We start from the raw sequence: 12,496 nt of genomic DNA on the forward strand, positions 1-12,496 counted from the left end.
GCGACTGGATCTGGCTACCTTCCGCCATGTGCCCTGGGACGAGGGCGTGCCGTTTTTTCTCGGCGAGTTCGTCAACGCCGACGGCACGCCGCATGCCGTCTGCCCGCGCCAGACCCTGAAGCGCGTGCTCCAGCGCGCCGAGAAAATGGGCTTTCAGGCCATGACCGGCATGGAATTCGAGTGGTTCAATTTCCTGGAAACACCGCACAGCTGGGCCGCCAAGAAAGGCGTGGCGCCGACCCAGCTGACACCCGGCATGTTCGGCTACTCGCTGCTGCGCATGAACCAGAACCAGGGCTTCTTCAAGGCCATCATGGACGAGATGCTGGCCTTTGGCGTGCCGATAGAAGGCCTGCACACCGAGACCGGCCCCGGCGTCTACGAGGTCGCCATCAGCTTCAGTGAAGCGCTGGAGCAGGCCGACCGCGCCGTGCTGTTCAAGACCGGCGTCAAGGAAATCGGGTCGCGCTTTGGCATCATGCCCAGCTTCATGGCCAAGCCGAACCAGCAGCTGCCGGGTTGCAGCGGCCACATCCACCAGAGCCTGTCGGACGGCAAAAGCAACCTGTTTTACGACGCCAACTCCCCGCGCAAGATGAGCAAGCTGTTTGAAAGCTATGTCGCCGGGCAGGTTGCCTGCATGATGGAGTTCGGCCCCCTGATCTGGCCCACCATCAACAGCTACAAGCGCCTGGTCGACGGCTTCTGGGCACCGGTCAAGCCAACCTGGGGCATGGACAACCGCACCGCGAGTTTTCGGGTGATTGCCGGCAGCGCCAAGGCCACGCGGCTGGAGACGCGCTGCCCGGGCGCCGACGTGAACCCCTACCTGGCCATGGCCGCCGTGATTGCGGCCGGGCTGGACGGCGTGGAAAAAGGCCTCAAGCTCACGACCCCGCCCATCACCGGCACCAACCAGGGCGCGGAACACATCGCGCGCGCCCCGCGCACCCTGATCGAGACCACACGCCTCTTTGAAAAATCAGAGATCGCCCGCGACTGGCTCGGCGATACCTTCGTCGATCACTTCGCCGCCACGCGCGACTGGGAGTGGCGGCAGTGGCTGGACGGCGTGACCGACTGGGAACTGAAACGCTATTTTGAAATCATCTGACATGTCCCCTGAGCTGCCATCCGGGCTGCAGGTTCGCCGGCTGGTCGTCAGCGACGCCCCCGCCTACCGCGCGATGCGGCTGCGCGCCTTTCACGACCACCCCGAGGCCTTTACCTCGAGTTACGAGGAAGAGCTGCCCAAGCCGCTGGCCGATGCCGAACGGCGGCTCGGTGAAGACTCCAGCGGCCGCTTCTGGGGTGCTTTTGTTGACGGCGTGCTGGCCGGCATGGTCGGGCTGGACCGCGAACAGCGCCTCAAAAACCGCCACAAGGCGGTGGTCATCGGCATGTATGTGGCGCCCGAGTTCGCGCGGCATGGCCTGGCGCGCCACCTGCTGGCGGCGCTGCTGGCCGATGCGCGCGCCAGCGACCTGGAGCTGCTGGTGCTGACCGTGACGCGTGGCAATCAGGGCGCCGAACGGCTGTACCTGGACGCCGGCTTTGCCAGCTTCGGAGTTGAGCCCGGCGCCATCAAGGTCCAGAATCGGCTTTACGACAAAAACCACATGTACCTGGTACTTCCCTCATGAGCATCACCACCTTTTCCTTCCCGACCCTGATCAAGTTTGGCGCCGGCGCCCGCAAGCTGGTGGCCGCCCAGCTGCTGGAAGCCGGCTGCCAGCGCCCGCTGATCGTCACCGACCAGGCACTGGCGGCGCTGCCGGTGCTGGCTGAATTCCAGACCCATCTGGCCGGCCTTGAGGTGGCGGTGTTTTCGGGCGTGCACGGCAACCCGACCTGCAGCCAGGTGATGGCGGGCAGCGCGGCATACAAGTCTCACAACGCCGACTGCGTGATCGGCTTTGGCGGCGGCGCGGCGCTTGACGTGGCCAAGTTGGTGGGGCTGGCCGCCACGCATGAGGGCGACATTCTCGACTACGTCTGGGACCACCCCCAGGTGCGGCCCATCGTCAACCCGCTGCCCTACTTTGTGGCGCTGCCCACCACCTCGGGCACCGGCTCCGAAGTCGGCCGCTCCAGCGTCGTCAGCGAAAACGACACCCACCTCAAGCGCGTGGTGTTCAGCGCCAAAATTCTGGCCAAGGTGGTGTTTGCCGACCCGGAACTGACGTTGGGCCTGTCACCGGCCGTGACCGCCGCCACCGGCATGGACGCGCTGACGCACAACATCGAAAGCTACCTGTCGCCGGCCTACCACCCGCTGTGCGACGGCATTGCGCTGGAGGGCGCGCGCATCGCCGCGCGATCCCTGCTCGCCGCCGTGCAGGAGCCGGGCAACCTGCAGGCGCGCAGCGACATGATGATGGCCTCGATGATGGGCGCGATTGCGTTCCAGAAAGACCTGGGCGCGGTGCATTCGTGCGCCCATGCGCTGGGCGCCGTCTGCGACCTGCACCACGGCCTGGCCAACGCCTTGATGATTGACACCGTGCTGGCCTGGAACTACGAAGCGGCGCCGGCCAAGTTTGAGGAGCTGGCCCATGTCTGCGGCGTGCCCGGCGGCGGCAAGGCCTTTGTCGCCTGGCTGCAGCAGCTCAAGGCCCGCATCGGCATCGTCGGCCCGCTGTCGGCCCATGGCGTGACGGCGGCGCAGATTCCACGCCTGGTCGAGATCGCCACGGCCGACATCTGCCACCAGACCAATCTGCGGCCGTGCTCGGCGGCTGATTTCCAAAAACTCTTCGAGACCGCCCTATGACCGCTGCCAGCCGCCTGAAGATTGGCCTGTCGGCCTGCTTTTCCCACGCCGATCCGACCCGTTCCTTTTTTACCGGCAAGACGCTGCAATATGTCGAGCAGTCGATCGCGCACTGGCTGATGTCCTCGGGCGCCATGGTCGTGATGGTGCCCTGCCCGACCGGCAGCACCCAGCGCGGCGACGTGACCTATGCGCACTATGCGCAGTGGCTCGATGGCCTGGTGCTGCATGGCGGCGCCGATGTCTGGCCCGGCAGCTATGGCGAAACCCCGCTCGTGGAAAAATGGTCGGGCGACCGCGTGCGCGACGACTACGACAAGGCGCTGGTGGCCGCCTTCGAGACGCTGGGCAAGCCGATTTTCGGTGTCTGCCGCGGCCTGCAGCTGCTCAACGTGGCCTATGGCGGCACGCTGTACCAGGACATCCAGACCCAGCTGCCCGAATCGTTCGTTCACCGCGATGCCGCCACCTACGACCAGAACTTTCACAGCGTCGACATCGTGCAGGGCTCGCGTCTGTCCTCGCTCTACCCCGGCGTCGAGCGGGTGCGCGTCAACAGCATTCACCACCAGGCGGTGAAAGACCTGGCGCCCGAATTCGTCGCCGAGGCCTTCAGCGTCGACGACGGCATTGTCGAAGCCATACGCCGCAAGGACCGCAGCAAGAGCTACATCGCCGCTTTGCAGTGGCACCCCGAGTTTCACCAGCCCGGCTCCGACACGATTGACGATGCGGCGGTGCTGGACGATTTCCTGACCGCCGTCGGCGCCGCCAAGACCGGGGGCCGGTCATGAATCGGCTGCCCGTTTACAACCCCGCCAGCGGCGCGCTGATCACCAAGCTGCCGGCCGACGACGCCGCCTCGGTCGCGGCCAAGGCGCTGCGGGCGCGCGCCGCCCAGCCCGGCTGGGCCGCCGTGCCGCTGGCCCGGCGCATCGCCTGCATCCAGCGCTTTCGCACTGGTGTGGTGGCCGAGCTGCCCCAGCTGGCCGCCGTGATGACGCAAGAGACCGGCAAGCCGATCGGCATGTCGCGCAACGAACTCAATGGCCTGCTGGGCCGCATTGACTTTTTCCTGGCCGAAGTGGCAAGCAGCACCGCCACCCAGACCGTGTTCAGCGAAGGCGGCATGACCGAGCAGATCGAGCACCTGCCGCTCGGTCTGGTGGCCAATATCTCGGCCTGGAACTACCCCTGGTTTGTCGGCGCCAATGTGTTTGTTCCGGCGCTGCTGACCGGCAATGCCGTGCTCTACAAGCCGTCCGAGTACGCCGCCATGACCGGTCTGGCCATCGCGCGTCTGCTGCATGCGGCGGGCGTGCCCAGCGACGTGTTTGTGCCGCTGACAGGCGGCGGCGCGGTCGGCGCGGCGCTGCTGGAGCAAAACATCGACGGCCTGTTTTTTACCGGCTCCTACGCGACGGGCGCGAAGATCGCGCAGGCCATCGGCCCGCGCCGGGTCAAGCTGCAGCTCGAATTGGGCGGCAAGGACCCGACCTACGTCTGCGACGACGCCAACCCGCAAACCGCTGCCGCGTCGCTGGCCGACGGCGCCATGTACAACACCGGCCAGAGCTGCTGCTCGGTCGAGCGCATTTATGTGCACGAGGCCATTTACGACGCTTTTGTGGCCGCCTTTGTCGCCACCGTCAAGACCTTCCCGCTCGGCGACCCGATGCTGGACAGCACCTACATCGGCGCCATCACGCGCGCGCCGCAGCTCGATGTGCTGGACGCGCAGGTGGCCGACGCCAAAGCCAAAGGCGCCACGCTGCTGCTGGGCGGCCAGCGACTGCCCGGCCCCGGTCACTGGTACGCGCCCACGGTGTTTGCCGGCGTGAACCACGGCATGGAACTGATGCGCGAGGAAAGCTTTGGCCCGCTCATCGGCATCCAGAAAGTGTCGGACGACGCCGAAGCGGTGCGCCTGATGAACGACAGCCGCTACGGCCTGACCGCCGGCGTCTACAGCCCCGACGAGACACGCGCCAGGACGCTGCTGGCGCAGCTCAACGCCGGCAGCGTCTACTGGAACTGCTGCGACCGCGTCAGCCCGCGCCTGCCCTGGAGCGGCTACGGCGATTCGGGCGTGGGCCTGACCTTGTCGACCTACGGCATCCAGACCTTCACCCGGCCCAGGGCCTGGCACCTGCGCCAGCCCTGAAACTGCCGCCGACGCTGTTTTAGGCATCAAATCAGCCTCTAGCCCAGGCAGAATGCGCGCAGACAGCTATTAAAATAATAGCAATCTGCGCCGTTGCCCTCAACTCAGGTGCTTGCCCACAATCCCGGCCAGCTCGAACATCGTCACCTGCGGCTTGCCGAACACCGGCAGCAGCTTGGCGTCGGCATTGATGGCGCGCTTGTTGGCGGCGTCCTGCAGGTTTTCGGCCTTGATGTAGTCCCAGAGTTTTTTGATGACCTGGGTACGCGCCACCGGCTCGGCGCCAATCACGGCGGCCAGCGCCTCGCTGGGTTTGAGGCCGCTGGCGGCGGTGGTTTTGCGCGGTGCCTTGGGCTTGGCGACCTTGGCGGCAGCGGTCTTGGCCGGGGCTTTTTTTGCCGCTGCCTTTTTGGCGGCCGGCGCGGCCTTGGCGGCCACGGTTTTGCCAAACGGCGTTTTGACCGTCGCGCTACCGGTTTTGGCCGCTGCCGGTTTGCGTGGCGGAAACTTGGACGGCGCAAACTCGAAGTTCACCTTGCCGGCTTCGGCGTCCCAGGCCAGCATGGCCTTGAAGGCGCGGCGCGTGCGCATGGAGACAAACTTGTCAAGCAGATCGGTCTTGCCGGTCGTCAGCAGCTTGACCATCTGCTCGCGCTCCACCGGCTGCTGCAAGATCACCTGGCCGGTCTTGAAGTCGCAGCTGGGCGTGGGTTGGGCATCAGTGGGCACTGACTTCTCGCAGACATAGTTCTTGCCCAGTTCAAACACGCCGCTGCCGCATTTGGGGCAGGCGCCCAGTGACTGCTGGCCCGAAAAGTCGACAATCTCGCCGGTCTCGGCGTTCTTGTCGTCGCCAAAGTCAAATTCCAGCTTGTAGTTCTTGGTTTCCTCGTCGAACTTGATGACCATCTCGGCGCTGAACGGCCAGCCCGCCTTGGAGCGGAAACCGTCCAGCGGGCCGATTTTCTTGTCGCGCAAAAACTGCTCGACCTCGGCGTTTTCAAAGGTGCGGCCGGCCGGTGTCTTGCCAAACGAAAAGCCGCAGCCGCTGTCGGCGTCGTCGCCTTTTTTGCCGGTGCAGGTGTAGCGGCGGTAGTTTTCCTTGACCACGCCGCCGCAGTTCGGGCAGGGCGTTTGCAAGGTGGCGTAGTCGCCGGGAATGCTGTCCTTGTCGTAGCCCTTGGCCTTGGCCACCAGGCGCTCGGTCATGGCGGCAATTTCGGCCATGAAGGTTTCGCGGCTCAGCTGGCCATGCTCCATCTGCGCCAGCTTGAACTCCCACTCGCCGGTCAGCTCGGCTTTGGAGAGTTCCTGCACATCCAGCCCACGCAGCAAGGTCATCAGCTGAAACGCCTTGGCCGTGGGAATCAGCTCGCGGCCTTCGCGCAGCATGTATTTCTCGGCGATCAGGCCCTCGATGGTGGCGGCGCGCGTGGCCGGCGTGCCCAGGCCTTTTTCCTGCATGGCTTCGCGCAACTCGTCGTCGTCAATCGTCTTGCCGGCGCCTTCCATCGCGCCCAGCAAGGTGGCTTCGCTGTAGCGCGCCGGCGGCCGGGTTTTCAGGCCTTTGGCCTCGACCACTTCGGCCCTTACCATTTCGCCAGGCTTGACCGGCACCAGGCTCTGGCCCTTGTCGCCGTCCTTGGCGTCGGCCACCTCGTCGGCCGCTTCCTTGCCATAAATCGCCAGCCAGCCGGGCTTGACCAGCACCTTGCCCTCGGTCTTGAAGCTGTGGCTGTCAGTCGCCCCCACGCTCCCCACTGCGTGTGCTTGGCTGCCCCCCGGGGGGGCCATGCCTTGCTTGGGGCGGCCCGACGCTGCGGCCACCGTCGTGATCCGCGTCGTCACCAGGTACTCGGCACTCGGGAAGAACACCGCCATGAAGCGGCGCACCACCAGGTCGTACAGTTTTTGCTCGGCGTCGCTGAGGCCACTGGGCGCTTGCAGCGTGGGGATGATGGCGAAGTGGTCACTCACCTTGGCGTTGTCGAAAATGCGCTTGCTGGGCTTGATGTAGCCGCCCTTGAGCGCCGTCGCCGCATGCGGCGCCAGGTGCTTCATCGGGCTGGCGGCCAGCATTTCAAAGGTTTGCCTGACCACCGGCACGTAGTCTTCGGGCAGGGCGCGCGAGTCGGTACGCGGGTAGGTCAGCGCCTTGTGGCGCTCGTACAGGCTTTGCGCGATCGACAGCGTGGTCTTGGCCGAAAAGCCGAACTTGCCATTGGCCTCGCGCTGCAGCGAGGTCAGGTCAAACAGCAGGCCGGCGGCCTGCGTGGTGGGCTTGCTTTCCTCGGTCACCGTGGCGGCCTTGCCGCGCACCGCGGCGGCAATCGCCATGGCTTCGCGCTCGGACCAGACCCGGTCGGCCTTCAGCTCGGCATCGGGCTCGGCATTGTCGGCATTGGCGGCGGCTTTTTTCCAGCTCGGGTCAAACCACTTGGCCGGGTATTCGCCGGCTTCGGCCAGAAAACTGGCATGGATTTCCCAGTAATCGCGGCTGATGAACTTGCGGATTTTTTCCTCGCGCTCGACCACCACGCTCAGGGTCGGCGTCTGCACCCGGCCCACGGTGGTCAAAAAGAAACCGCCATCGCGCGAGTTGAAGGCGGTCATGGCGCGCGTGCCGTTGATGCCGACCATCCAGTCGGCCTCGGAGCGCGAACGCGCCGCGTCGGCCAGGCCCTGCATCTGCTTTTCGCTGCGCAGGCTGCCAAAGCCGTCGCGAATCGCCGCCGGCGTCATCGACTGCAGCCACAGCCGCTTGACCGGGTGCTTGCTGTTGGCGTACTGCTGGATCAGGCGGAAGATCAGCTCGCCCTCACGGCCCGCGTCGCAGGCGTTGACGAGCGCGCCCACGTCCTTGCGCTTGGCCAGCTTGACAATGGCATTGAGGCGCGTCTTGGTCTTGTCGATGGGTTTGAGGTCAAAGTAGGGCGGTATCACCGGCAGGTTGGCAAAGCTCCACTTGCCGCGCTTGACGTCAAACTCCTCGGGCGCCTGGATCTCGACCAGGTGGCCAACAGCCGAGGTCACCAGCCACTCGTCGCTTTCAAAGTACTCGTCGTGCTTTTCAAACTTGCCCGCTGTGGGCGTGATGGCCCGCACAATGTCTTGTGCGACCGAGGGTTTTTCTGCAATCACCAGAGTTTTCATAAGTACTTCTTCAAACCTTCTACATCTTCGGGAAACATTTCCCCGCTTTCAGCAAATACGACGGTTCCGTTACGGCCATCGGCCGCCACCTTCAGGACCACCAGCACCGGCAGCCCCACCGGCTTGGGCAGCAGCCGGGCCACCTCGGGCGTCAGCATGCCGGCCGGAAAGCTATAGCCCCTGGCCTTCATATAGTTCGCGGCGGCAGCCTGCTGCCGGTCAATCGACAGCGCCAGCACCTGCAAGCCCTTGGCCTGCTGCGCCCGCCACAAGGCCTCTATATGGGGCGACTGCAGCGCGCAAAAAGGGCACCAGCTGGCCCACCAGTACACCACAAGCGTCTTGCCCTGCATGGGCGCGGCACTCCAGCGGCTGCCGTCCAGCAGCGTCAGAGGCTCGGGCAAGCGCAGCGGGCTGCCTACTTTTGGCAGCGGGCTTTCACTGCCCGCGGCGAGCGCGCCCAGGCCCACACCGGCGGCGGCCAGCGCCGCAGCGGACTGAATGGCCTCCCGGCGGTTGAACATGGTTTGGCTCCTTTGGACAGCCCCTGGGGCGCAAAAAATCGAATCAGGCGCATCATTACAATAGCGGCTTCGCGCGCATGTGCGTGCGCACGCCCATGCACGCAGGTGCGCGCACATGCATGAATTAACCATACCAAAAAAACACGCCGTGTCAAAAACCCTGGCTTTCGCCCCCCTTTTTGCACCGGTTCCGGCCGCTACGCCGGTGGCTGTTGCTGTCGACACGCCCCGGCCCGCCGGCGACGGCCGCCGCATCCAGACCCGGCGCTCGGGCGTGCATGGCAAGGGCGTGTTTGCGCTGCAGGACCTGGCCGAGGGCGAGACGCTGATCGAGTACGTCGGCGAGGTCGTGACCTGGAAAGAGGCGCTGCGCCGGCATCCGCACGACGCTAGCGACCCGAACCACACGTTTTACTTTCACATCGACGAAAAGCATGTGATTGACGCCAAGTTCGGCGGCAACTCCTCGCGCTGGATCAACCACAGCTGCCAGCCCAACTGCGAAGCCGACGAAGACGACGGCCGCGTCTTCATCAAGGCGCTGCGCAACATCGCGGCCGGCGAAGAGCTGTTTTATGACTATGGCCTGATCATCGACGCCAAGTACACCAGGAAGCTCAAGGCCGAATACCCCTGCTGGTGCGGCGCCCCGGATTGCCGCGGCACGCTGCTGGCGCCCAAGGACAAGGAAAAAGCCAAGGCCGGCAAGAAAGACAAGGCCAAGGCCAAGGTCAAGGCAAAAGCCAAAGACAAGAAGAAAAAGAAGAAAGACTGAGCCCGGCCCGTGAACCCGTCCCTGACTTCGCCGATTCAATGGCCTGCCGAAGCGCTGTGGCAGGCGCTGGCGCCTTCGCTGCCGGGCTTCACGGTCGAAATCCTGCCCGAGATTGACTCGACCAACAGCGAGCTGATGCGGCGCTTCAGGGGTTCCGCCGGCATGGCGCCCCGGCCCGAGCCGCTGCTGCTGGTGGCCGAGCAGCAAACCGCCGGGCGCGGCCGGCTGGGCCGCAGCTGGCAAAGCCGGCGCGGCGGCAGCCTGACCTTTTCGCTGGGCCTGCCGCTGCAGCCGGCCGACTGGTCCGGCCTGTCGCTGGTGGTGGGCATCAGCCTGGCCGAAAGCCTGGACCCGGACCCTGGCGCTGAGAAGGGCGCTGAACCCGGCAGCCCCCGCATCGGCCTGAAATGGCCGAATGACCTGTGGCTGAGCAGCCCGCAGGGCTACCGCAAGCTGGCCGGCATTCTGGTGGAAACCGCGAGCTGGGAAGGCCTTCGCTACCTGGTGATCGGGGTCGGCCTGAATATCAGCCCGGTCGAGCTTTCAGAGACCACCGCCGCCTCGCCGCTGGGCGCCATGGCGCCTGGCTGCCTGCAAGAGCTGCTGCCCGGCATCGACGCGCCGCAGGCCTTGCTGCGGCTGCTGCCGCCGCTGGTGCAGGCGGTGCAGGCCTTCGGGCAATTTGGCTTTGCGCCGTTTCAGGCGCGCTTCGCGGCGCGCGATGTGCTGGCCGGCCAGCCGGTGCAGCTGTCGGACGGCAACCGTGGCGAAGCAGGCACGGCGCACGGCGTCGGCGAAAACGGCGCGCTGCGGGTGCAGACGGCGACCGGCATGAAAGAAATCACCAGCGCCGAAGTCAGCGTGCGGCCCCTCGCCGCCCCCTCCCCGCCGAAAGACGCGCCTGCATGCTGAGGCTGCTGGTGCTTGCGCTGCTGCTGGCCAACGCCGGCTACTTTGCCTGGACCCAGGGGCTGCTGACGAGCTATGGCTACGGCCCGATCACCCAGGCCGAGCCGCAGCGCCTGATGCAGCAGATCCGGCCCGAGGCGCTGCGCCTGCTCAGCGCCAGCGAGGCGCGCCAGCTTGAAAACGCGGCGCCCGGCAGCAGCGCGGCGGCGCTGGTGGCCGAATGCCTGCAGGCCGGCCTCTTTACCGACGAGCAGGCCAGCGCGCTGCGCCCGCGCCTGCAGGCCAGCCTGCCGGCCGCCAGCTGGTCGCTGGAGGGCAGCGTTGAGCCGGGCCGCTGGATTGTCTACATGGGCAAGTACAGCGATGACGAGGCGCTGGCCAAAAAGCGCGGCGAGCTGCGCCAGCTTGGCCTGTCGTTGGAACCGCTAGTCAACCGCAGCCTGTCCCCCGGCCTGTCGCTCGGCCACTTTGACACCCAGGCCGCCGCCGAGGCCGAGCTGGCCCGCATCGCGAGCCGTGGCGTGCGCACCGCCAAGGTGGTGCTGGAGCGCCCCGAGCTGCGCGGCCAGCTGCTGCGGCTGGCCTCGGTCGATGCCTCGCTGCGGACCCAGCTTGAAACCCTGAAGCCGCAACTGGCCGGCAAGGCGCTGCAGGCCTGCCGCTAGTTTTTAGTTGCGCAAGTTATGAAGCGGGTGACGTTCTCGTTGTAGGCAGCGGTGAAATCGCGGATCGCCCCGATGCCCTTTTGATGCGCGTTGGGCTAAATTTGCGTATGATGAGCATCATGCGAAAAACATCCGTCAATATCAGAACCACTGCCAAAGAAGCTTCCCACGAGCGCATCGTGGGGGCCGCCGCACGAGCCATCCGGCGCAGCGGTTATGACGGCACGGGAGTCGCCGACATCATGAAGGAAGCAGGTCTGACGCATGGCGCCTTTTACGCCCATTTCGCGTCCCGTGAAGCCATGTTGGCCGAGGCGGCGGACCGTGCTGGTGCCGAATCCAACGCCGTAGCGGCAAGTGTCATAGCCGCCGTACCGCCGGACCAGTCGTTACAGGCTCTGCTACAGGCCTATCTCTCAAAAGCGCATCTTGAGGACATCGAAACAGGTTGCCCGGTTTCAGCTCTGGGTTCTGAAATGCCACGCCAATCGCCCGAGGTGCGCCTCGCGGCCACGCGCCGCATCAAGGAGATGATTGATCTGGTCGCCCGTCAATTGCCGGACTGGGGACAGCCCAGCGCGCATGAGCGTGCGCTTGTGACCGTGGCCACCATGGTGGGCACTTTGATGCTGGCCCGTGCTGTCGATGATTCTGCGTTGTCTGACGCGCTATGCCGCGCAACATTGAAGACTTTGGCCCCTGCCGGGCTAGAACCCACCCATTAATGGGTTTTTGTTCGCCAAAAATATGACGCTCATCATGCCAAATCTCTTAATGGCCCAGGCGATTGAGTGCCAACCCCCACTTTTTGAAAAGAGGCAATGCCATGAAAGCATTCATCGTTGATCGTTATGGAGAAAAGGAACCTTTGCGAGCGGGCGAAGTGCCGGAACCGGTGCTGCGCGAGGACGAGGTATTGGTCCAGGTCCACGCCGCCGGTGTGAACCAGTTGGATTGCAAAATCCGGAACGGGGAATTCAAGCTCATCCTGCCTTATCGCGCGCCGTTCGTTCTGGGGCACGATGTGGCCGGGGTCGTGGTTCGCGTCGGGCCTCGCGTGCGGCAATTCAAGCCTGGTGACGAGGTCTATTCCAGGCCCGATGATTTCCGGATCGGCACGTTCGCGGAATTCGTCGCCGTCAAAGAGGACTCCCTGGCGATCAAGCCCAAAAATATCACCATGGAAGAGGCTGCCTCCATTCCGCTGGTTGGATTGACGGCTTGGCAGGCGCTGGTTGAAAAGGCCAGGCTGAAAAAAGGGCAGAAGGTTTTCATCCAGGCCGGTTCCGGTGGTGTGGGCACATTTGCCATTCAATTGGCCAGGCATTTGGGTGCAACTGTGGCCACCACCACCAGCGCAGGCAATGTGGCCTTGGTGAAGAGTCTCGGCGCAGATGTGGTCATCGACTACGGACAAGACGATTTCGAAAAAATCCTGCGTGACTACGACGTGGTTCTGAATAGCCAGGATGGCAAGACGCTAGAGAAGTCCTTGAATGTGCTCAAACCCGGCGGAAAACTCATCTCCATCTC

12 protein-coding genes are annotated in these 12,496 nt (G+C 64.9%); 10 read left to right on the forward strand and 2 right to left on the reverse strand.

Annotated features, from left to right (window positions below; genetic code table 11):
- The 5 genes from RMO23_RS14770 to RMO23_RS14790 all read left to right on the forward strand — a co-directional run.
- Window positions 1–1,114 (forward strand): glutamine synthetase (locus RMO23_RS14770; RefSeq protein WP_309683067.1); only part of this gene is annotated, 1,114 nt, incomplete at its 5' end.
- A 1-nt stretch (window position 1,115) separates the two neighbouring features.
- Window positions 1,116–1,643 carry a GNAT family N-acetyltransferase gene (locus RMO23_RS14775; RefSeq protein WP_309683070.1) on the forward strand — a complete coding sequence of 176 codons (528 nt, stop codon included), beginning with the start codon at window positions 1,116–1,118 and terminating at the stop codon, window positions 1,641–1,643.
- A complete protein-coding gene (locus RMO23_RS14780) occupies window positions 1,640–2,773 on the forward strand; it encodes an iron-containing alcohol dehydrogenase (protein ID WP_309683071.1) in 1,134 nt (377 codons plus the stop codon). Before RMO23_RS14775 ends, RMO23_RS14780 begins: the two co-directional genes overlap by 4 nt.
- The gene (locus RMO23_RS14785; protein WP_309683073.1) at window positions 2,770–3,567 is read left to right on the forward strand and encodes a type 1 glutamine amidotransferase; all 798 of its coding nucleotides are present in this window, start codon (window positions 2,770–2,772) and stop codon (window positions 3,565–3,567) included. The genes RMO23_RS14780 and RMO23_RS14785 overlap by 4 nt, the downstream gene beginning before the upstream one ends.
- Entirely contained in the window at window positions 3,564–4,937 is a 1,374-nt protein-coding gene (locus RMO23_RS14790) for an aldehyde dehydrogenase family protein (protein ID WP_309683075.1), read from the forward strand. The genes RMO23_RS14785 and RMO23_RS14790 overlap by 4 nt, the downstream gene beginning before the upstream one ends.
- Window positions 4,938–5,036: 99 nt before the next feature.
- Here RMO23_RS14790 and RMO23_RS14795 read toward each other — a convergent pair whose 3' ends face one another.
- Complete coding sequence (locus RMO23_RS14795; RefSeq protein ID WP_309683076.1) at window positions 5,037–8,090, reverse strand: DNA topoisomerase III; 3,054 nt, start codon at window positions 8,088–8,090, stop codon at window positions 5,037–5,039.
- Window positions 8,087–8,614, reverse strand: coding sequence for a TlpA disulfide reductase family protein (locus tag RMO23_RS14800; protein ID WP_309683078.1), 528 nt, complete (start codon window positions 8,612–8,614; stop codon window positions 8,087–8,089). The genes RMO23_RS14795 and RMO23_RS14800 overlap by 4 nt, the downstream gene beginning before the upstream one ends.
- A gap of 115 nt (window positions 8,615–8,729) precedes the next feature.
- Here RMO23_RS14800 and RMO23_RS14805 point away from each other — a divergent pair, with 115 nt between their 5' ends.
- From RMO23_RS14805 to RMO23_RS14825, 5 genes are all read left to right on the forward strand, one after another.
- The gene (locus RMO23_RS14805; protein WP_309683080.1) at window positions 8,730–9,389 is read left to right on the forward strand and encodes an SET domain-containing protein-lysine N-methyltransferase; all 660 of its coding nucleotides are present in this window, start codon (window positions 8,730–8,732) and stop codon (window positions 9,387–9,389) included.
- A 9-nt stretch (window positions 9,390–9,398) separates the two neighbouring features.
- Complete coding sequence (locus RMO23_RS14810; protein WP_309683081.1) at window positions 9,399–10,301, forward strand: biotin--[acetyl-CoA-carboxylase] ligase; 903 nt, start codon at window positions 9,399–9,401, stop codon at window positions 10,299–10,301.
- Window positions 10,295–10,963, forward strand: a complete 669-nt coding sequence (locus RMO23_RS14815) for an SPOR domain-containing protein (protein WP_309683083.1) — start codon at window positions 10,295–10,297, stop codon at window positions 10,961–10,963. Before RMO23_RS14810 ends, RMO23_RS14815 begins: the two co-directional genes overlap by 7 nt.
- Window positions 10,964–11,070: 107 nt before the next feature.
- Entirely contained in the window at window positions 11,071–11,688 is a 618-nt protein-coding gene (locus tag RMO23_RS14820) for a TetR/AcrR family transcriptional regulator (protein ID WP_309683086.1), read from the forward strand.
- A 101-nt stretch (window positions 11,689–11,789) separates the two neighbouring features.
- On the forward strand, window positions 11,790–12,496 hold a 707-nt coding region (locus RMO23_RS14825), incomplete at its 3' end, for an NADP-dependent oxidoreductase (protein ID WP_309683088.1).

It is taken from the genome of Polaromonas sp. (assembly GCF_031411155.1).
GTDB lineage: Bacteria > Pseudomonadota > Gammaproteobacteria > Burkholderiales > Burkholderiaceae_C > Polaromonas.